Raw genomic sequence first — 20,880 nt, 5'->3', positions numbered from 1 at the left:
CATCCGCCGTCATGACCCGCTTTTGATATTGCTCCTGCCAGTCGCCGCCGTCCGCCCAGCGGCTTTGACGGCTTGGAATCTCTCCTGCCACGTTGTTTCCCTCCATTGCGGGGCCTCGCTGCAAAAGTCGGCCATCCGAACCCGCATCTTCTCTCTCGTTTTGCGTTATTATACCGTATTTCCCCGCTTGACGCAACAGGGCACTTTCCACAGAATTCATGCACTTTTCATAAAATCTCTCTTGCACACTCCCCATCATCATGGTATACTGTTGCCGTTCATCGAAAGAAATTTCCGGAGGTGTTGTTTTGCAAAAACGCAGTCATAAGTTACTGGCTTCCACGCTGCTCAAAAGCGAGCACGGATTTTCTGCCAGACGCTACGAATTGGCATTTCTGTTCGGCTCCTTTCAGCCGGACTGCAACCCCCTGACCTACTTAAAGGGTTCCCGCAGGGCCAGTACGCTCCGGGGGCATAATTTCTCCAACTCCCAGCGATACATCAACGCCCACATCGCTCATTTGCAGCAGCGCACCCGGTGGAGCGTCTGGCAGTATTACACGCTGGGAAAACTCACCCACTATCTGGCGGACGCCTTTACTTATCCGCACAACGAAAACTATTCCGAAAGTCTGATCGCCCATCGGCAGTACGAGGACGATCTGCGCGGGTATCTTTCAAGCTATCTGGAAAGCTGCACGCTGCGCCAGGCCAAGCGCCGTCAGGATCTGATCGCCGCCATTGACGAGCTGCACCGCCAGTATATGGAAACGGTGGCCGACATGCGGCGGGATGTGCGCTTTATTTTGCAGGCCACCGAGCTTCTCATGGCCGGGTGTCTCCCCGGCGCTGCCTGATTTCGTCGAATTTGACAGGATTGTCAGAACATTTCCATGTTGTTTGGAAGAATTTACAGTTTCCATTTTCTTTCAAAAGTGTTATGCTTTAAACATCTAAAGAGACCGTGAGGGACCGACACATGACCAGTCTTACCCGTGCAGCTGAATACCGCTACTTTAGCTTTACCTATTTTTATGGTAAGGCTTATTTCGGTTTGGCTGAAAGCAAGCGCGTGTAATGCCGGTTTTGTGAAAAAAACTGTCTGTACATGACGACCCGCAGCCGAACCGGCTGCGGGTTTTTTTGTATCTTTTCAACAATTGAGGAGGCATTTTTATGATTGTCATTCTGAAACATGATCCAAACCGCGACCAGCTGGAAAGCCTGATCTCCTGGCTGCAGGAAAAGGGCATCATCATCCACACCAGCATCGGGCAGGACAACACCATTTTGGGTCTGGTGGGCGACACCTCCCAGCTGGACATCGACCTGATCTCCTCGCTGGACATCGTGGAGGACGTGAAACGGGTACAGGAGCCCTACAAAAACGCCAACCGCAAATTCCACCCCCAGGACACGGTGATCACCGTGGGCAACACCCAGATCGGCGGCGGTACGCTGACCATCATGGCAGGCCCCTGCTCCGTGGAATCAGAGGAGCAGGTGGTCTCCATTGCCAGGGCCGTGAAGCAAAGCGGCGCCACCATGCTCCGGGGTGGCGCGTTCAAGCCCCGTACCTCCCCCTACGCCTTCCAGGGACTGGGCGCCACCGGCCTTGCATACTTAAAGGTAGCCCGGGAGGAAACCGGCCTTCCCATCGTGACGGAGCTGATGGACCTGAGCCAGCTGCCCCTTTTCAAGGATGTGGACGTCATTCAGATCGGTGCCCGGAACATGCAGAATTTTGACCTTCTGAAGGCCGTCGGCCATCAGGAGAAGCCCATCATGATCAAGCGGGGCATGTCCGCCACCTACGAAGAGTGGCTGATGAGCGCCGAGTACGTGATGGCCGGCGGCAACGAAAACGTCATTCTCTGCGAGCGGGGCATTCGCACCTTTGAAAGCTACACCCGCAACACGCTGGACCTTGCCGCCATCCCGGTTTTGCGCAAGCTGACCCATCTGCCCATCATCATCGACCCCAGCCACGCCACCGGCAAGAGCTGGCTGGTGGAGCCTCTGGCCATGGGCGCCGTGGCAACCGGCGCGGACGGATTACAAATCGAGGTCCACAACGACCCGGCCCACGCCCTTTGCGACGGGCCCCAGTCCCTGAAGCCGGAGGTGTTTGACCCGCTGGCCCGGAAGCTTTTAAAGCTCCACGAATTCGTCCGTTCCATGGAGGAGTGATTTTATGAATGTCGGCATTGTCGGTTTGGGGCTGATCGGCGGCTCCATGGCAAAAAGCGCCAAGGCCCGCACGGCCCATACCGTTTGGGGCATTGATCTGGACAAGGAGACCATGACCATGGCCCGCATGTGCGGGGCCATCGACGGCCCCCTGACGGAGGAGACTCTGCCGCTGTGCGATCTCATTTTGATTGCCGTCCGTCCCGGGGCGGCCATTGAATGGGTCCGCAGCCACGCCGCCACCATCTCCCGCTCCGCCATCGTGGTGGACCTGTGCGGCGTGAAGCGAACGGTGGTGGCGGGCATCGCCCCCATTGCCGAGCAATACGGCTTTTCCTACATCGGCGGCCATCCCATGGCCGGTAAGGAGCGGGGCGGTTTCACCTCCGCCGCCGACGACCTGTACGTCGGCTCCTCCATGATTTTAACCCCCAATGAGCGGACGGACATGCAGCTGCTGGAGCGTTTGAAAGCCTTCTTTCTGGACCTGGGCTTCGCGGGGCTTACCTTCTCCGATCCCGCGGAGCACGACCGCATCATTGCCTTCACCTCCCAGCTGGCCCACATCGCCTCCAGCGCCTACGTGAAATCCCCGGAGGCGCAAAAGCGCCGGGGCTTTTCCGCCGGAAGCTTTCAGGACATGACCCGGGTGGCCCGGCTGGACGAGGACATGTGGACGGAGCTGTTTTTGGACGACGCCGACTACCTCACCGCAGAGCTGGACGAGCTGATCGCCCACCTGAGCGAGTATGCCGACGCCCTCAAGGCCAAGGACGCGCAAAGACTGCGCGGCCTTTTGAAGGACGGCCGGGAGAAAAAGGCCACCGCAGGGGGCAATTGACGTCGCCGCCCCAGCCGCTTCGCCCCCGGCGCAGTCGGGGACAAAACCGGCGGCAGCTTTCAATTTATTGTATAGAGGAGTGGTCCCATGTCCGGTTCCATCCAAACCATCCCGGTGCGCACCGCGCCGCCCTACACGGTTTCCATCGGCAGCGGGCTGCTGTGTCGCTGCGGGGAGTATTTGAAAATGCCCACCTGCCGCGTGGCCATCGTCACAGACTCCACCGTGGAAAAATTGTATCTGGAGACGGTGGGGGAGAGTCTGCGCCGCGCCGGGTTCTCCGTCTGTTCCTACGTGTTCCCCGCCGGGGAGGCGCATAAGAATCTCACGACGCTCTCCGCGATTCTGGAATTTCTGGCGCGGGAGCACCTCACCCGCACGGACTGCGTGGCAGCGCTGGGCGGCGGCGTCACCGGGGACATGGCAGGCTTCGCCGCCGCCGTGTATCTGCGGGGCATTCGCTACATCCAGCTGCCCACCACCCTGCTCTCCGCCGTGGATTCCTCCGTGGGCGGCAAGACCGCCATCGACCTGTGCGCCGGAAAGAATCTGGCAGGCGCCTTTTTGCAGCCCGCCGCCGTGCTGTGCGACACGGACTGCCTTGCCTCCCTGCCCGCCGCCGTCTTTGCCGACGGGGCGGCGGAGGCCATCAAAACCGGGGTGCTCTGCGACGAAACGCTGTTTTCCCTCTTTGAGACCGACTGCCTTGCAGCGGACGCCGCCAAGGTCATCGCCCGGTGCGTTTCCTACAAGGCCGGCGTGGTGGAGCGGGACGAAAAGGAGCAGGGCGAGCGCCGCCTTTTGAATTTGGGCCACACCGTGGGCCACGCCATCGAAACGTGCAGCGGCTACACCATTCCCCACGGGCACGCCGTGGCGGCGGGCCTGGCGATCATCGCCCGGGCCGCCGAGGCACTGGGCTGGACCACGGAACCCATTGCCGGGCGCATTGCCGCCTGCCTTGCAAAAAACGGTCTCCCCACCGGGACGGACTTTTCCGCAAAAGACCTGTCCGAAGCCGCCGCCGCCGATAAAAAGCGGACGGGGGGAGACATCACGCTGGTGATTCCCCGGCGGATCGGCCAGTGCGAGCTGAAACGGCTGCCCCTCACAGACCTTCCCGCCATCATCGCAGCGGGACTGGAGGCGTAGATGGACATTCAAATTACCCCCTCCCCCCTCTCCGGCACGGTCACGCCGCCGCCCAGCAAGTCCATGGCCCACCGGCTGCTGCTTGCCACCGCGCTGGCGGACGGCGTTTCCTCTATCAGCGGCGCGGCCCTCTCCCAAGACATCGAGGCGACGCTGCGCTGCATGGCGGCGCTGGGCGCAAGGTGGGAACGGACGGGAGACCGCCTGTCGATCACCGGCATCGGGGGCCGGAGAAACAGCGGAACGGACGCGCAGCTGCCCCGGTTCGACTGCGGGGAATCCGGCTCCACCCTCCGCTTCTTGATTCCCGTCGCGCTGGCAGTGGCGGGGGGCGGCGTTTTTACCGGGCGGGGACGGCTGATGGAGCGGCCCCAGACCCCCTACTTTGACCTCTTCGCGGAAAAAGGCATTTCCTACCGGCTAGACGGCGGCGCACTGACCGTGCAGGGCCGCCTGACGCCGGGGGAATACCGCCTGCCGGGCAACGTGTCCAGCCAGTTTTTTTCGGGGCTGCTGTTTGCCCTGCCGCTGCTGGACGGACCTTCCACGGTGGTGAGCACCACGGCGCTGGAATCCGCCGACTATCTCGCCATGACGCGGCAGGCCATGGAGCTCTCCGGCGTCCCGACGGAGGCGGCGGAGCGGCGCTTTACCGTCTCGCCCCATGCCTACGCACCCTTTAACGCAGCGGTGGAGGCGGACTGGTCGCAGGCGGCTTTCTGGTACGCCGCCGCATTTTTGGACAACGCCGTGGTTTGCAGCGGCTTAAATCCCGACACCGCGCAGGGCGACCGCATCGTGGGCGACCTCTACTGGAAGCTGGCCCGACCCGGGACGGACTTGGAGATCGATCTTTCGGGCTGTCCGGACCTGCTGCCGCCCCTTGCGGTGATGGCGGCGGCGCGGAAGGGCGACACGCAATTTACCGGCGCTGCCCGGCTGCGGCTGAAGGAGAGCGACCGGCTTACCACCACCGCCGCCATGCTCACGGCGCTGGGCGCCGACGCCGTGGAACAGGCGGACGGACTCACCGTCCGCGGCGGGAAGCCGCTTTGCGGGGGCACGGTGGACGGCGCCAACGACCACCGCATTGTGATGGCGGCGGCCATTGCCGCCACCCGCGCCCAAGACCCCGTCACCATCCGAGGCGCGGAGGCGGTGGCCAAGTCCTATCCCGACTTCTGGGAGGTCTATCAAGAACTGGGAGGTGATATCCATGTCCTCTGAGTTTGGAAAACTGCTGCGGATCTCCGTGTTCGGTCAGTCCCACGGGCGGGCCATCGGCGTGATCATGGACGGCCTGCCCGCCGGGGAGAAAATCGACCTTGCGGCGCTGGACGCGTTTCTCGCCCGGCGCAAGCCCGGCACCAGTCCCCTTTCCACCTCCCGGCGGGAAGCCGACGCGCCGGTCTTTCTCTCGGGTCTTGAAAACGGCGTCACCTGCGGCGCGCCCTTGTGCGCCGTGATTGAAAACGCCGACCAGCACTCCGGGGACTATCGGGAGCTTGCGGACAAGCCCCGGCCCTCTCACGCGGACTACACCGCCTTTATTAAATGGGGCGGCATGGCGGATATGCGGGGCGGCGGCCACTTTTCCGGCCGCCTGACGGCGCCTTTGTGCATCGCCGGCGGCATCGCCAAGCAGATTCTTTCTCGGCGGGGCATTTTCGTGGGCGCACATCTGCACGCCGTGGGCACGGAGGAGGACGCCCCCTTCCCCCTGCATCCCACCCCGGCGCTTTTTGATGCGGTTGCCGCCAAAGCCTTTCCCGTGCTGGACGATTGCGCGGGGGAACGCATGCAATCCCTCATTCTCTCCGCCCGGAAGGACGGGGACTCCGTGGGCGGCATCGTGGAGTGCGCCGCCATCGGGCTGCCCGCGGGACTGGGGGACCCCATGTTCGAGGGCGTGGAAAACCGCCTCGCGCTAGCGCTGTTCGGCATTCCCGCTGTCAAGGGCGTGGAATTCGGGCTGGGCTTTGGCTCCGCCCGTCTCCGGGGGTCTGAAAACAACGACCCCTTCGCCGTGGAAAACGGGAAAATCGTCACCACCGGCAACCGCTGTGGCGGCATCTTAGGCGGAATCACCACCGGGATGCCCGTCACGGTGCGGGTGGGCCTGAAGCCCACCCCATCCATTTCCCGGCCTCAAGCAACCGTCAGCCTCTCCCGGGGAGACGCGGCGGAGCTGATCGTTCAGGGTCGGCACGACCCCTGCATTGCCCACCGGGCGGTCCCGGTGGTGGAAGCCGTCACTGCGGCGGTGGTTTTAGATTTATTGTTGGAGGGAAATCATGGAACTTTCTGAAATTCGCACGAAAATCGATCAGGTAGATGACCAGCTCTTATCGCTGTTTCTCCAGCGCATGGATTTGGCGGAAGAGGTTGCCGCTTATAAAAACGAGCACCACCTGCCCATTTTGAATCGGGAGCGGGAACGCTCCGTTCTGGCCAAGGTGACGGAAAACGCGGGGGAGCGGGAGCGCTACGCCTACCACCTCTTCTCCACGCTCTTTGAGCTGGCCCGCTCCCGGCAGGCGGAGCTGATCTCCGCCCCCACCCATGTGGCGGCGCAGGTGAAGGCCTCTCTGGCGGCTGGCAGCGCCATCTTCCCCCAGACGGGGCTGATCGCCTGTCAGGGCGTGGAGGGGGCCAACTCCCAGGTGGCCTGCGACCGCGTGCTGCCCCGGGGCAACATCGTCTATGTCAAGACCTTTGAAGCGGTGGTCTCCGCCGTGGAATCGGGCCTGTGCAAATTCGGCATGCTGCCCATTGAAAACAGCTCCAACGGCTCGGTCAGAGCGGTGTATGAGCTGTTGCAGGACCACCGGCTCTCCGTCGTCCGCTCCACCCGCCTTTGCATCCGCCACGAGCTGCTGGCCCTGCCCGGCGTGCAGATGTCCGACATCACGGAGATTTACTCCCACCAGCAGGCCATCGGCCAGTGCAGCAAATTCTTAAACGCCCTCAACGGCGTGCGGGTCGTCCCCTGCGACAACACCGCCATGGCCGCGGAGATGGTCTCCGAGAGCGGCAGCCGCCACGCCGCCGCCATCTCCTCCCACCCCTGCGCGGAGCTGTACGGTCTCACCTGCCTCAGCGACGCCATTCAAGATAGCGACAACAACTACACTCGCTTTTTCTGCATCTCCAAGGACCCGGTCATCTACGCAGGCGCCAACCGCATCAGCTTAATTCTCGCCTGCAACAACCGCCCCGGCGCGCTGTACGAGATTCTCTCCAAGCTGGCGGCGCTGGATATCAACATGACGAAGCTGGAATCCTGCCCCGTCAGCGGCCGGAATTTTGAATTTATCTTCTTTCTGGAGCTGGAGGCCGATCTGCACGAGGCCAGCGTACTGGCCATGCTGGAGGAGCTGGAGCGCAGCTGCGCCGGGTTTAACCTGCTGGGCAGCTACGCGGAAGTGTAACCCATGGGGGAGAAGCTCTACGGTCTGCTGGGCCGGAAGCTGGGGCACAGCTGGTCCGTCCCCATCCACACGGCGCTGGGCTGCGAGAATTACCGTCTTTTTCAGCTGGAACCTGGGGACGTACCCGCCTTTCTGGGCCAAGGCGATCTGGGCGGGATCAACGTCACCATCCCCTACAAACGGGAAGTGATGCCCTATTGCGACGTCATTGACGACGCCGCCCGGGCCATCGGCTGCGTGAACACCCTCTCCCGCCGCGCCGACGGGAAGCTCTACGCCTGGAACACCGACGCCGTGGGCTTTTGCACCATGGCCCGGCGGGCCGGCATCTCGTTTGCGGGGCGCAAGGTCGCGATCCTCGGCAGCGGCGGGGCCTCCCTCACCGCGCAGGCCATGGCGCGGGCGCTGGGCGCCCGCGCCGTCGCGGTCATTTCCCGCACGGGACCTGACAACTACGAAAACTTAAGCCGCCACGCCGACGCCGAAATCGTGGTGAACACCACCCCGGTAGGGACCTATCCCGGCAACGGCGCGTCGGCGGTGGACCTTACCGCCTTCCCCCGCTGCCGGGGCGTTCTGGACGTGGTATACAACCCACGGCGCACGGCGCTTCTCTTGCAGGCGGAATCCCTTGGCATCCCCTGCTCCGACGGGCTTCCCATGCTGGTATCTCAGGCAAAGGCGGCGGAGGAGCACTTTTTTGAAAAGGCCATTCCGGAAAGTGAGACCGAGCGCATTCTCTCCCTGCTGCGCCGGGACACTGCCAACATCGTTCTCATCGGCATGCCCGGCTGCGGCAAATCCACGGTGGGCGCGGCGCTCTCCGCGCTGACGGGCCGGGAGGCCGTGGACATCGACGCGCGCATTGCGCAGCGGGCGGGCTGCTCCATTCCGGAACTCTTTGCCCAAGGGGGCGAGCGCGCCTTCCGGGCGCTGGAGCGGGAGGAAACGGCGGAGGCTGGCAAGCTCTCCGGCAAAATTTTGCTCACCGGCGGCGGCGTGGTGAAGGACCCGCAAAACTACGGCGCGCTGCGTCAAAACGGGCGCATCTATCAGCTGGTCCGGAACCTCTCGGCCCTGTCCACAGACGGGCGACCCCTCTCGCAGGGGGCGGACCTTTCCGCCATGTGGGAACAGCGCGCACCGCTCTATGCCCGGTTCCGGGATGCAGCCATCAACAACAGCGGCACGGTGGAGCAAGCCGCCGCCGCGATTTGGAGGGATTTTGTTGTACATTGCGGTGATTAACGGACCCAATATGAATATGCTTGGGATTCGCCAGCCCGAAATTTACGGGCACACCTCCTACGAGGACCTCAAGGCCATGATTCAAAAGGAGGCGGACAGTCTGGGCGTTCGGGTCTCCTTTGCGCAATCCAACCACGAGGGCGCCTTGGTAGACGACATTCAGCAGTGTTATTTTAACAAGGCGGACGGCATCATCATCAATCCCGGCGCCTACACCCACACCAGCATTGCGATTTTGGACGCGGTAAAGGCCGTGGGCATCCCCACGGTGGAGGTGCACATCTCCGATCCGGACAGTCGGGACGACTTCCGGCACACGTCCTACATCCGCGCCGCCTGCGCCGCGACCATTCGGGGCCACGGCCTGCCGGGCTATCTGGAGGCGCTGCACTTCCTGTGCGGAAAATAAGATCCGCCGAACCCATGTGAGTCTCAGGGCGCATTTTATCCTGCGCATTCCAATAAAAAGTACCGCTGTGTGGGAAAGAAACTTCCCGCACAGCGGCACTTTTTCAAGCCTTTCCGCAAAAAAAGACTGCCGCAGCTGCGGCAGTCCTTTTTGAGCAGCGGAGACTGGCAAAACTCCGTTGTTGAAGTTTTGCTGCTTACTTCGCAGCGGTCTTTTTATTGGTGAGGGCCTTCCAGCCTTCCACAACCAACACGATGGCCAGAACGAACAGGACGACGGAGAAGCCGGCCTGCAGCACGTCAGCCAGAACAGAGGGCGTCTCGGGAGGCGTGATGAGACGGCCAACCTTGGTCTTGAAGGTGATGGCCAAAGAGGTCAGGGTGGCCAGCAGCATGAACACCATGGGGATGAAGAACATCTTGTTGTTCTTGCCGATGTTGCCCAGCCAGGCGGCGCAGGCCAGCAGGGCCAGAGCGGCCAGCAGCTGGTTGGCAGCGCCGAAGAGCGGCCAGATCAGGCTGTAACCGCCGGTCATCAGGATGCCGCCCAGAATGACGGTGATGAGCGTGGCAACAAAGGGATTGGCAATGAGCTTCTTAAAGCCGGTCAGGTTTTCGGCACTCTCGCCCTCGTCCACAAAGAACTCCTGGAGCATATAGCGGGCCAGACGGGTGGCGGTATCCAGAGAGGTCAGGCAGAAGGCGGAGACTGCCAGAATCAGCACGGAATACATCACGTCATAGGGCAGTCCCACGGCGTTGAGCATGGTGGCGACGCCGGTGGCAAACACCACGGTGGGGGTGCCGGCGGGCATGGCCCCGTCCGCAAACAGGAAGCTGACGCAAATCAGGGAAATGACAGCCAGCGCGCACTCGATGAGCATGCCGCCGTAACCGATGGCCATGGCGTCCTTCTCGTTATCCAGCTGCTTGGCAGTGGTGCCGGAGCCGACCAGAGAATGGAAGCCGGAAATGGCGCCGCAGGCCACGGTGATGAACAGCACGGGGAAGAGCTGGCTCTTGCCGCCTATACCGCCAAAGCCGGTGAAGGCGGGCAGGTTCATGGTGGGATGCGCCACCACGATGCCCAGGACTGCCAGAATAATCATGCCGTACAGCAGGAAGCTGTTGAGGTAGTCACGGGGCTGCAGCAGAATCCACACGGGGGTGACGGAGGCGATCAGGATGTAAACCATGACAAAGATCGTCCAGAACCCGGCGCTCATGTGCACAGGCACATTGTAGCCGATGGCAATGCAGGCCACCAGAGCGGCAACACCGATGACGGTGGAGATGCCCAGCGGCGCGTTGCGGCGATACACCAGGAAGCCGAACACGATGGCCAGGGCGATGAACAGGATGGAGATCATCGCCGTCCGGCCATTGGCCAGATTGTAGGCGTCGGTCCCCTCCGCGCCGGAGGCGAAGGTGCCCACCACGATGGAGCCGAAGGCGGCGACCACCAGCAGCAGCGTCAGATACGCGAACACCAAAAACAGCTTCTTGCCTCTGCGGCCGATGTTGATTTCGATGACGTGGCCGATGGATTTGCCCTCATGACGGATGGAGGCAAACAGGGCTGCGAAGTCATGGGTGGCGCCAAAGAACACACCGCCGATCAAAACCCACAGCAGTACCGGCATCCAGCCGAAAATGGCGGCCTGAATGGGGCCGTTGATGGGGCCGGCGCCTGCGATGGAGGCGAAGTGATGTCCCAGCAGGACGGGAGCCTTGGCAGCGCAGTAGTCGTTGCCGTCGGCCATGGTGTGTGCGGGAGTCTCCTTGGAGGGATCGACCCCCCACTGCTTTGCCAGCCATCTGCCATAGAACAGATAACCGCAAACCAGTACGACAAGACTGACCACTAAAATTACGAGCGAGTTCATAGTATACTCTCCCTTCTTATTTTGCCTTGGGCGCAAAATTGCGTTCCAAGGTCTTACGTACTTCTTTCCCGGCTGGATTGGAAAAGAAGCTTTGCGTGGAACATTCCATTGCTGCTATGTGATACTCCATCCAGCCGTGGAGTGCCAGCCGAAAGTTTTTCCGGTAGCGGGTCTTTTTTAAAAGCCGCGTCGCCTCCGGATCAATGGTGTCCGCCAGAATCACCAGCGTGACAAACGAAAACATGTGCTCGCCGCTGGGCCGAATGGCCGCCAGCCCCGCCTCGCGGGAAAGCGCGATCTGCCGGCGCAGCGTTTCCTCGTCCAAGTGCTCCGCCACGTAAAAATAGACATATTCATGCTGTTCCGTGGCGTAGATCACATGGGCCTTGGTGGCCACATAATTTTCCTCGCGAAGGTGGTAAACCGCTGTGGCGGGAAACCCACCGCCCTGCATGGACACATCCCGTTCAATGTCGAAATGGCGCGTATATGCTTCCAGCAGTTTTTCCAATCGCTCCTGCAGCGTCATGTCCATATCGTTGTTCCTGTTCTCTTTTGTTAAGGGATTTTCGCTTCGTGCCAATGTTCCGTTAAGAAAAGCGGTTTTTATGGTTGCTATTATACACTTCCGTTTTGAATTTGTTAAGGGGGGTACGTTAAATTTGTGTACATTTTGTGAATAAGATGGAAAAAATTGTGAACTTTGCGAAATATTCTTTCACCGTTTTTCTTTCTTTTATGAATATTTTACAATTTAATCGTTTTACTTTTGTATATTCCACCCAATTTTCTTTTTCCTTTGCATAAAGAACGGTCCGGGGCTTTTGGCTCCGGACCGTTCTTAACAGCTTTTTATTCAGGGGTAAAGGGTATTGATGAGATGCTTCATATGGATGCTCATGGCGTGACGGGCGCCGGCCTCGTCCCGCTGGAGCAGAAAGTCCAGGATCATCCGGTTGTCCGCCACGGCAATATCCTGCATCTGCTGTCGATTCTGAGAAATCTTTAAAATCTCATTGACGGCGCTGTTGATGAGGGGATACAGGCGGCGCATATACTCATTGTGGGACGCCTTGATGATGGCCCAGTGAAACTCCTGATCCGCCAGCGGCCAGTCCCCGCCCTCTGCGGAAATACGCTCCATCCGCTCGGCCTTTTTCCGGATTTGCTGCAATTCTTCGTCGCTGGCCCGGATGCAGGCCAGTGCCACCGTGGCCGGTTCAAAGATGAGCCGCATCTCAAAAAGGTCCTTGGCCCGCACTCTGGAGCGCATCCCGGCAAGGCCCGTGAGATCCAGCCCCGCCGCCGGCAATCGCTCCGCCACAAAGGTCCCCTTGCCCCGGCGGATCTCCAAAACCTCCTGCGCCACGAGAAAGGAAATTGCCTCCCGCAGCGTGGTGCGGCTGACCCGCAGCGCCGCGCTCAGCTCGTTTTCGTTTGGCAGCTTGCTGCCCGGCGCATAGCACCGCTCCTCCACGATCATCTCATACAGGCGATCCGCCGTCTGCTCCGACAGCTTTACCTTCTTGATCTCCGCCATATTCACCCCTCCACACGATTTTCTCTGCTTGCCGCAGAGCGGTTTATTTATCATAAATGCTTTTACCAAAAAACACAAGCGGGCTATTGACATCGTATTTCTCCGGATGTACAATGACATCATACAACTTATCGCAAAATAATACAACATAAATTCAAAAATAGTTTGATGAGGAGGGTCGCCCTTGAACGCCGCAAGCATCTGTTCCCACCGCATCTCCATTATCACGGGGCACTACGGTACCGGAAAAACGGAATTTGCCGTCAACCTGGCGCTGGCCTTGGCACGGGAATGCGATCACGTCATGCTGGCAGACCTGGACATTGTGAATCCCTACTTCCGCTCCCGGGAGCGGAAAACGCTTTTGGAGGACGCCGGCGTCCATCTGATCTCCTCCTCTCAGGCCTGCACCGACGCGGATGTGCCGTCCCTGCCGGCGGAGCTTTTCACCATTTTTGAAAATCGGGAAATCAAGGGCGTTTTGGATATCGGCGGAGACCCGGTGGGCGCGAGAGTGCTGGCCCGGTTCCAGCCCAAGATCCAGGCGGAGGACTATCAGCTCATCTACGTGCTCAACGCCAATCGGCCGGAGGTCCGCACTGTGGACGACGCCGTCCGTTATCTCCGGGACATTGAGACCATCACCGGTCTCACCTGCTCCGGGCTTGTCAACAACACCCACCTTTGTCAGGAGACCACCGAAGCCGAGATTCGCAAGGGCGCCGCGCTTTCCAGCGCGGTCTCTCAGGAAACCGGCATTCCGATTCTCTGCCATGTGGCGCAGGAGCGGTTTGTCCCTTGTTTGTCCGATCTGCCGGAAACGGTATTTCCAATCACCATCCGCATGAAGAAGCCGTGGGAATGACCACGAAGAAGGGGAAGGAGGACCATCTCAACATGAGTGCAAAAGTAACGTTTGATTCTGACCGCTGCAAAGGCTGTGAGCTGTGCACCACCGTGTGTCCCAAGCACATCCTCGCAATCGACAAGTCCGTCATCAACCGCAAGGGCTATCATCCCGCCGCGGTGACCGACATCAGTCAGTGCATCGCCTGCGCCAGCTGCGCGAAAATCTGCCCCGACTCCATCATCACAGTGGAGAAATTTTAGAAAAAGGAGGTCGTCATTCGTGGAAAAGGAACTTTGGAAGGGCAATGAAGCCATTGCCGAGGCCGCCATTCGGGCCGGCTGCGATTGTTTCTTCGGTTATCCCATCACCCCGCAAAGCGAGGTCCCCGAGTATATGTCCGCCCACCTGCCCAAGGCCGGGGGCGTGTTCGTCCAGTCCGAGTCCGAGGTGGCCGCCATCAACATGGTATACGGCGCGGCAGGCTCCGGCAAGCGGGCCATGACCTCCTCCTCCTCTCCCGGCGTCAGTCTCAAGCAGGAGGGCATTACATATCTTGCCGGCGCGGAGGTTCCCGCCGTCATCATCAACTGTATGCGCGGCGGCCCGGGCCTTGGCACCATCCAGCCAAGTCAGGGCGATTACTTTCAGGCCACCCGCGGCGGCGGCAACGGCGATTACCGGACGCTGGTGCTGGCGCCCTCCAACGTGCAGGAGACTGTGGACTTCGTGCAGGAGGCCTTCGACATTGCCGACCAGTACCGCAACCCCGTCATGGTGGTGTGCGACGGACTGATCGGCCAGATGATGGAACCCATCGAGTGGCATCCCGTCCCCAAGCGGAAGCTGCCGCCCAAGGACTGGGCCACCTCCGGCAAATACGGCCGCGACCACACCAACGTCATCAACTCCCTTTACATGGCGCCCGAGGACTGCGACCAACATAACGTCCATTTGGATGAAAAGTACGCGGAGATCGCCAAAAACGAGACCCGCTGGGAAGAAGTGGACTGCGACGGGGCCGAGATCATCATCACCGCTTACGGCACCCCCGCCCGCATTGCGCTCACTGCCTTGGAAACGCTTCGGTCCGCCGGGCTGAAGGTTGGCCTGTTCCGCCCCATCACCCTGTGGCCCTTCCCCGAAAAAGCGCTGCACGACTTGGCGGGCAATCCCCACGTGAAGGCGTTTTTGGACGTGGAAATGAGCTCCTCCGGTCAGATGCTGGACGATGTGCGCCTTTCTGTGGAGGGGCAAAAGCCCATCTCCTATCTGGGTCACGCCGGCGGCGTGATGCCCACGGTGGAAGAGATGGTCCAATCGGCCAAGAAGGCCCTGAAGGAGGTCAAGTGATATGGCGATCGTCTATCAAAAGTCCGCGGGGCTAACCGACAAGGAGATGCATTACTGCCCCGGCTGCAACCACGGCATCATCCACAAGCTGGTAGCGGAGTCTCTGGTGGAGCTGGGTCTTTTGGACGGCGCCATCGGCGTGTGCCCCGTGGGCTGCTCCGTCTTTGCGTACAACTATTTTAACTGCGATATGCAGGAGGCCGCCCACGGCCGGGCCCCCGCCGTCGCCACCGGCATCAAGCGCACCCATCCCACCCAGGCCGTGTTCACCTATCAGGGCGACGGAGACCTTGCCTCCATCGGCGCGGCGGAGATCGTCCACGCCGCCATGCGGGGCGAGAAATTCACCACCATTTTTATCAACAACGCGATTTACGGTATGACCGGCGGCCAGATGGCCCCCACCACCCTCATCGGGCAACGGGCCACCACCTGCCAGAGCGGCCGCACCGTGGAGCAGGCCGGTATGCCCATCCGGGTGGCGGAGATGCTCTCCACGCTGGACGGTTGCGTCTACGCCGAGCGGGTGTGCGTCACCGACATTGCCAACATCAATAAGGCCAAGCGCGCCATCAAAAAGGCCTTTGAAAAGCAGATGAACCGGGAGGGCTTCACCTTTGTGGAGATCCTGTCCACCTGCCCCACCAACTGGGGCATGACGCCGCTCAAGGCCGTTGACTGGCTGAAGGAGAATATGATCCCTTACTATCCCTTGGGCGTCATCAAGGATACCGGCGCGGAGGTGAAATAAGATGAAGAAAGAAATCATCATTTCCGGTTTCGGCGGACAAGGCGGTCTGGCCATCGGCAAAAATCTGGCGGAGGCCGGCATGGCCGAGGGGCTGAATGTCACCTGGGCGCCCTCCTACGGCCCCGAAATGCGGGGCGGCACCGCCAACTGCTCCGTGGTGCTCTCCGACAAGCCGGTGGGCTCCCCCGTGTTCGCCCACCCCACCGAGCTCATCGCCATGAACGCCCCGTCTCTTGAAAAATTCGAGGCGGGCGTGCAGTCCGGCGGCATCGTGTTCGTCAACAGCGACGTGGTCACGGACCGGGTCTCCCGCCCGGACCTCACTGCCTACTACATCCCCTGCAGCAAAATTGCCGAGGAGGTGGGCAACCCCAAGGTGGGCAACATGGTGATGCTGGGCGCTTACGTGGCGGCCACCGAGATTTTGAAGCCGGAGACCATTGAGGTCATGATCCGCGAGATGTTCACCGGCGCCAAGGCCAAGCTGGTCCCCCTGAATATCGAAGCGTTCCGGCGGGGCATGGCCTGCGTCGAGTAAACCTTTTCTCTTACCAACCTGCACGGCGGACCGGAATCTCTCCCCCGGTCCGCCGTCTCTTTTCCATTTTTTATCCATTCTGTGCATTTTCACAATTGACTTTGCCGCATAATCAGCGTATAAAGGTAATAAATTCTCATCATTCCAACGTGATGAACGGGACAGGTCACGAAAAAACGGCCCTTCAGAGAGCTGCCGCACCGGTGCGAGGCAGTGGGAACGCTTTCGGCGGCGTCACCCGGGAGCAGTGGGCGGAAACGGGAGTGCTTCCCGCAGTACGTTTCACCGGCCACCCACCGATATCGGGGTCAATAAGCGGCCGCCCTCAGGCGGCAACGAGAGTGGTACCACGGAAGTTTGACTTTCGCCTCTCCTGCAAAGCGCAGGTGCGGTGAGAGTCTTTTTTATACGGCTTTTAGAAACTTCAATTCAAAGGAATAAGGGAGCGTATTGAAATGCTGGATATCAAAATCACCAAAACCACTGCCCCGAAGGCAAAGCCCGCCGACGAGAGTCAGCTGGGCTTCGGCAAAATTTTTACGGACCACATGTTTCTCATGGACTACACGGATGGGCAGGGCTGGCATTCAGCCCGCATCGTTCCTTATCAGCCCTTCCAGATGGACCCCGCCTGCGTGGTGCTGCACTATGCGCAGGAGATTTTTGAGGGCATGAAGGCTTACCGCACGGCGCAGGGCGGCATTCAGCTCTTCCGTCCCGAGTGCAACGCCCTGCGGATGCAGGATTCCGCGGACCGCCTGTGCGTCCCCGCCATTCCCGTGGAGGACTATGTGCAGGCCGTCAAGGCGCTGGTGGAGGTGGAGAAGGACTGGGTCCCCCACAACGACGGTTCCTCCCTGTACATTCGTCCCTTCGTCTTTGCCTCCGACGTGGGGCTGGGCGTCCACGCCAGCCGCGAGTATGTGTTTTGCATCATCTGCTCTCCCTCCGGCGCTTACTACGCCGAGGGCATCAATCCCGTGAACATCTACGTGGAGGATGACTATATCCGCGCCGCGCCGGGCCTCACGGGCTTCACCAAGTGCGGCGGCAACTACGCCGCGTCCATCAAGGCCGGTGAGCTGGCCGCGGAGCAGGGCTTCGCCCAGGTTTTGTGGCTGGACGGCGTAGAGAAGAAATACGTTGAGGAAGTCGGCAGCATGAACATCATGTTCAAGATCGCCGGCAAGATCTACACCGCTCCCTGCACCGGCACCGTGCTGCCCGGCGTCACCCGGCGCAGCTGCATCGAACTGCTGAAGGACTGGGGCTACGAGGTGGTGGAGGACAGACTGGCCATCACCGACGTGATGAAGGCCGGTCATGACGGCACGCTGGAAGAGGTGTTTGGCACCGGCACCGCCGCCGTGGTCTCCCCCGTCAAGGAGCTGGACTGGAAGGGCGACAAGGTCTTTATCGGCGGGGGCAAGATCGGCCCCGTGACGCAGAAGCTCTATGATACCATGACCGGCGTGCAGTGGGGCAAGCTCCCTGACACCAAGGGCTGGATCGTGCCCGTGTGCAAGGGCTGAGCGGCTTTTGACAGGTTTTCCGGAGAAACGGAAACGGAGGGAGGAGCCGCGCGGCTCCTCCCTCCTCTTTTGACGCCGCTCTCGCGGCCCAATCGTTTACGTTTTTCCCTGTATCTTGGTTCCGCATTTGGGGCAGGTGATCTCGATTTTCCCCTTGCCCACCGGGACCCGGCAGATGGTCTTGCAGCTTTTGCAGGTGAAATACTTGTGGCTTTTGTCCGCGTGGCGCTCCTTCGCGCCGGCGCTGCGGTTTTTGACACGCCACTGCCAGTTCACGAACTTTTGGTTTTCCTCTCGCCGCTTATAAAGGTTCTTGGAGAACATGCGAAACAGCAGGATGACCGCCACGACTGGAAGCAGCGCGTCCACCACGGTCACGGGGGCCTTCATGCGCAGCAGCGCAAAAACCGTCCGTCCGATGCAAAGGCCCAGATAGCCCCACAGCAGCGCCATATTCAGCTGGTCCGTGCCGTTGCGTCCGTACATGAATCGAATCAGCCCATTTTTCATTCTCTGGAAAACGCCCATGCGCAAAAACTCCTTTGCTCAAGGGAACATCCCCTGATTTCCTGTTTTTTTCTATTTTACTCGCAAACCCTTCCGCGCACAACCGCTTTGCGAGGGAATTTACAAAATGGTCATTTCTTTTTTGTCCCGCCTGTGCTATATTGACTGTTTAGATAAAATATAAATATAAAGGAGTGCTTTACCCATGGCAAAGAAACAATTCAAAGCGGAATCCAAGCGGCTGCTGGACCTGATGATTCACTCCATCTACACCCATAAGGAAATTTTCCTGCGGGAGATCGTCTCCAACGCCAGCGACGCCTGCGACAAGCTCTGCTATCAGGCGCTGACGGACGATTCCGTGGGCCTTGGCCGCAAGGATTTCAAAATCGAGCTGAAGGTGGACCGGGAAAACCGGCTGCTCACCGTCAGCGACAACGGCATCGGCATGAATCGGGAGGATCTGGAAAACAATCTGGGCGTGATCGCCTCCTCCGGGTCCTATAAGTTCAAGCAGGAAGTGGGCGACGACGCCAAGGATACCGACGTCATCGGCCAGTTCGGCGTGGGCTTCTATTCCGCCTTCATGGTGGCGGACCACATCAGCGTGGTCACGCGGAAATACGGCAGCGACCAAGCCTTCATGTGGCAGTCCGACGGCGCGGACGGCTATACCATTACGGAGTGCGAGAAGGAAACTGTGGGCACCGACATCATCATGCACATCGCGCCGGACACCGACGACGAAAAGTACGGCGAGTTTCTGGAGTCCTGGCGGCTGCAGGAGCTGGTGCGCAAGTATTCCGACTATATCCGCTTCCCCATCCGCATGGAGGTCAGCAAGACGAAGAAGAAAGAGGATTCTCCGGAGGACAAGCCCGAATACGAGACCTACACCGAGGTGGAGACCCTCAACTCCATGGTGCCCATCTGGCAGCGGCGCAAATCCAGCGTCAAGCCGGAGGAATACAACAAATTTTATCGGGACAAGTTCCACGATTACGCGGACCCCCAGAGGGTCATCGCCGTCTCCGCCGAGGGCGCCGTCACCTACAAGGCGCTGCTGTTCATTCCCGGCGCCACCCCCTTTGACTATTACACCAAGGACTATGAAAAGGGCTTGCAGCTTTACTCCAACGGCGTGCTCATCATGGAAAAGTGCGCGGACCTGCTGCCGGAGCATTTCCGCTTCATCCGGGGCGTGGTGGACTCCCCCGACCTCTCGCTGAACATCTCCCGGGAGCTTTTGCAGCACGACCGCCAGCTCAAGGTGATTGCCGCGAATCTGGAAAAGAAGATCAAAAGCGAGCTTGTAAAACTCCTCACGGAGGATCGGGCGGGCTACGAGACCTTCTGGAAGAACTTCGGCCGCCAGCTGAAGTACGGCGTGGTGGGCGAATACGGCGCCCACAAGGACCTGCTTTCCGAGCTGCTGCTCTTCTACTCCTCCACGGAGAAAAAGCCTGTCACGCTAGACGAGTACGTGTCCCGGATGAAAGAGGACCAGAAGTTCATTTATTTTGCCGCCGGCGAAACGCTGGACAAAATTGACAGGCTGCCCCAGACGGAGCTTTTGAAGGAAAACGGCACGGAGATCCTCTATTTCACGGAGGAGGCGGACGAGTTCTGCGCGCAGGTGCTGCACGCATACAAGGAAAAGGAGTTCCGCTCCGTACTGGATCAGGAGATCGAGGAGGGCGCTGCCAAACGCGCCGAGGAGGCCGCCGACGCCCACAAGGCTGCGCTGGACTTTGTGAAGGAAGCGCTGGGCGACGCCGTGAAGGAAGTCAAGGCCTCCGCGCGCCTTAAATCCCATCCCGTGTGCCTCACCGCCGGAGAGGGCCTGAGCTTTGAGATGGAAAAGTATTTTCAGGCCGTCCAGCCGGATTCCGCCATCAAGGCGGAGCGCATTCTGGAGCTGAATGTGGATCATCCCGCGTTCGAGGCTTTGGAAAACGCCGTCACGGCGGACCCGGAGAAGGCGAAGAAGTACGCTTCGCTCCTCTACGATCAGGCACTGCTGATCGCGGGGCTGCCCCTGGACGACCCCTCCGGCTACGCAGACCTTGTTTGTGAGCTGATGAAATAAAAAAACCGGCCCGGCGTCTCTGCCGGGCCGGTTTTTGAAAGGAAGTGGCTGTTTGGAAGCGCTGGAGTGCCGGGGAGAGACCATCTTTCCCACCATCGTCCTGATGCTGACCGCCTTCTTTTCCCTCATTTTGCTGATAATCGCCTGTGTCTGCGGCGTTTGGGAACCTGCACTGTCCGTGATTTTTCCGCTGTCGGCGTTTTTCTTTCTGCAATGGCGGAGACGGTACCGCCTGCTCCTCTACCCGGACCGCATGGAGATCCGCACGTGGTTTTCCGCAAAGGTCTATTTCTATGAAGGCCTCACGATGGAGCTTCGGATGCACAACCCGACCTCCGGCCATGGCGCGGGTCTGAACGCCCACCAGCCGCTGTTGTGCCTGCGGCGGGACGGAAAGGTCGCCGCCACGGTGTCCCGGGACGTCCTGCGGGGGCAGGACGTGGGGCGCATGGTAGACCTTTTGCGAAAGTTGGCAATGGAGAGGAAGTTTCTCTATTTGCCGGATTGAGCCGTACCTTCACGGAAACCCCTGTCTCAGCACCCACATCTCAGCGCCCCTGCCGAATG

The 20,880-nt window shown here is 60.2% G+C and carries 21 protein-coding genes; 17 read left to right on the top strand and 4 right to left on the bottom strand.

What is annotated here, in order from left to right; translation table 11 throughout:
- Positions 1-308 precede the first annotated feature (308 nt).
- From PHI30_RS01895 to PHI30_RS01855, 9 genes are all read left to right on the top strand, one after another.
- On the top strand, positions 309-857 hold the full coding sequence (locus tag PHI30_RS01895; RefSeq protein WP_300023137.1) for a zinc dependent phospholipase C family protein: 549 nt from the start codon (positions 309-311) through the stop codon (positions 855-857).
- A 319-nt stretch (positions 858-1,176) separates the two neighbouring features.
- Positions 1,177-2,190 (top strand): 3-deoxy-7-phosphoheptulonate synthase, encoded by a 1,014-nt coding sequence (gene aroF / locus PHI30_RS01890; RefSeq protein WP_300023134.1) that lies wholly within the window; start codon positions 1,177-1,179, stop codon positions 2,188-2,190.
- A gap of 4 nt (positions 2,191-2,194) precedes the next feature.
- A complete protein-coding gene (locus PHI30_RS01885) occupies positions 2,195-3,031 on the top strand; it encodes a prephenate dehydrogenase (RefSeq protein ID WP_300023131.1) in 837 nt (278 codons plus the stop codon).
- 87 nt (positions 3,032-3,118) lie between these two features.
- Positions 3,119-4,183 (top strand): 3-dehydroquinate synthase, encoded by a 1,065-nt coding sequence (gene aroB, locus PHI30_RS01880; protein ID WP_300023129.1) that lies wholly within the window; start codon positions 3,119-3,121, stop codon positions 4,181-4,183.
- Complete coding sequence (locus PHI30_RS01875; protein ID WP_300023126.1) at positions 4,184-5,410, top strand: 3-phosphoshikimate 1-carboxyvinyltransferase; 1,227 nt, start codon at positions 4,184-4,186, stop codon at positions 5,408-5,410.
- Complete coding sequence (aroC, locus tag PHI30_RS01870) at positions 5,400-6,491, top strand: chorismate synthase (protein ID WP_300023123.1); 1,092 nt, start codon at positions 5,400-5,402, stop codon at positions 6,489-6,491. The genes PHI30_RS01875 and aroC overlap by 11 nt, the downstream gene beginning before the upstream one ends.
- A complete protein-coding gene (locus tag PHI30_RS01865; protein ID WP_300023121.1) occupies positions 6,478-7,614 on the top strand; it encodes a bifunctional chorismate mutase/prephenate dehydratase in 1,137 nt (378 codons plus the stop codon). The genes aroC and PHI30_RS01865 overlap by 14 nt, the downstream gene beginning before the upstream one ends.
- Before the next feature lie 3 nt (positions 7,615-7,617).
- Positions 7,618-8,862, top strand: coding sequence for a shikimate kinase (locus tag PHI30_RS01860; protein ID WP_300023119.1), 1,245 nt, complete (start codon positions 7,618-7,620; stop codon positions 8,860-8,862).
- 10 nt (positions 8,863-8,872) lie between these two features.
- Positions 8,873-9,271 carry a type II 3-dehydroquinate dehydratase gene (locus PHI30_RS01855; RefSeq protein WP_367186317.1) on the top strand — a complete coding sequence of 133 codons (399 nt, stop codon included), beginning with the start codon at positions 8,873-8,875 and terminating at the stop codon, positions 9,269-9,271.
- Between the two features lie 196 nt (positions 9,272-9,467).
- Here PHI30_RS01855 and PHI30_RS01850 read toward each other — a convergent pair whose 3' ends face one another.
- From PHI30_RS01850 to PHI30_RS01840, 3 genes are all read right to left on the bottom strand, one after another.
- Positions 9,468-11,156, bottom strand: coding sequence for a carbon starvation protein A (locus PHI30_RS01850; protein ID WP_300023115.1), 1,689 nt, complete (start codon positions 11,154-11,156; stop codon positions 9,468-9,470).
- 16 nt (positions 11,157-11,172) lie between these two features.
- On the bottom strand, positions 11,173-11,691 hold the full coding sequence (locus PHI30_RS01845; protein WP_300023114.1) for a hypothetical protein: 519 nt from the start codon (positions 11,689-11,691) through the stop codon (positions 11,173-11,175).
- 321 nt (positions 11,692-12,012) lie between these two features.
- Positions 12,013-12,696 (bottom strand): FadR/GntR family transcriptional regulator, encoded by a 684-nt coding sequence (locus PHI30_RS01840; RefSeq protein ID WP_300023112.1) that lies wholly within the window; start codon positions 12,694-12,696, stop codon positions 12,013-12,015.
- Positions 12,697-12,880: 184 nt separating this feature from the next.
- Between PHI30_RS01840 and PHI30_RS01835 the strand changes: the two genes are divergently transcribed.
- The 6 genes from PHI30_RS01835 (at position 12,881) to PHI30_RS01810 (ending at position 17,717) form a co-directional block, all read left to right on the top strand.
- Entirely contained in the window at positions 12,881-13,561 is a 681-nt protein-coding gene (locus PHI30_RS01835) for a hypothetical protein (RefSeq protein WP_300023110.1), read from the top strand.
- A gap of 32 nt (positions 13,562-13,593) precedes the next feature.
- Positions 13,594-13,806, top strand: a complete 213-nt coding sequence (locus PHI30_RS01830) for a ferredoxin family protein (RefSeq protein WP_300023108.1) — start codon at positions 13,594-13,596, stop codon at positions 13,804-13,806.
- A gap of 19 nt (positions 13,807-13,825) precedes the next feature.
- The gene (locus PHI30_RS01825) at positions 13,826-14,896 is read left to right on the top strand and encodes a 3-methyl-2-oxobutanoate dehydrogenase subunit VorB (RefSeq protein WP_300023105.1); all 1,071 of its coding nucleotides are present in this window, start codon (positions 13,826-13,828) and stop codon (positions 14,894-14,896) included.
- Between the two features lies 1 nt (position 14,897).
- The gene (locus tag PHI30_RS01820; RefSeq protein ID WP_300023102.1) at positions 14,898-15,647 is read left to right on the top strand and encodes a thiamine pyrophosphate-dependent enzyme; all 750 of its coding nucleotides are present in this window, start codon (positions 14,898-14,900) and stop codon (positions 15,645-15,647) included.
- A 1-nt stretch (position 15,648) separates the two neighbouring features.
- The gene (locus PHI30_RS01815; protein WP_300023099.1) at positions 15,649-16,185 is read left to right on the top strand and encodes a 2-oxoacid:acceptor oxidoreductase family protein; all 537 of its coding nucleotides are present in this window, start codon (positions 15,649-15,651) and stop codon (positions 16,183-16,185) included.
- 455 nt (positions 16,186-16,640) lie between these two features.
- On the top strand, positions 16,641-17,717 hold the full coding sequence (locus PHI30_RS01810) for a branched-chain amino acid aminotransferase (protein ID WP_300023096.1): 1,077 nt from the start codon (positions 16,641-16,643) through the stop codon (positions 17,715-17,717).
- 96 nt (positions 17,718-17,813) lie between these two features.
- Here PHI30_RS01810 and PHI30_RS01805 read toward each other — a convergent pair whose 3' ends face one another.
- Positions 17,814-18,227, bottom strand: a complete 414-nt coding sequence (locus PHI30_RS01805; protein WP_300023093.1) for a hypothetical protein — start codon at positions 18,225-18,227, stop codon at positions 17,814-17,816.
- A gap of 202 nt (positions 18,228-18,429) precedes the next feature.
- On the opposite strand from PHI30_RS01805, the gene htpG reads away from it, so the two are divergent.
- Complete coding sequence (gene htpG, locus PHI30_RS01800; protein WP_300023090.1) at positions 18,430-20,313, top strand: molecular chaperone HtpG; 1,884 nt, start codon at positions 18,430-18,432, stop codon at positions 20,311-20,313.
- A gap of 52 nt (positions 20,314-20,365) precedes the next feature.
- Entirely contained in the window at positions 20,366-20,821 is a 456-nt protein-coding gene (locus PHI30_RS01795; RefSeq protein WP_300023087.1) for a hypothetical protein, read from the top strand.
- Positions 20,822-20,880: the final 59 nt, after the last annotated feature.

This window comes from Oscillibacter sp. (genome assembly GCF_028693505.1).
In the GTDB taxonomy this organism is placed as follows: domain Bacteria; phylum Bacillota; class Clostridia; order Oscillospirales; family Oscillospiraceae; genus Oscillibacter.
Note: the sequence above shows the minus strand (reverse complement) of the source record. Positions and strands in the feature narration are given on the sequence as shown.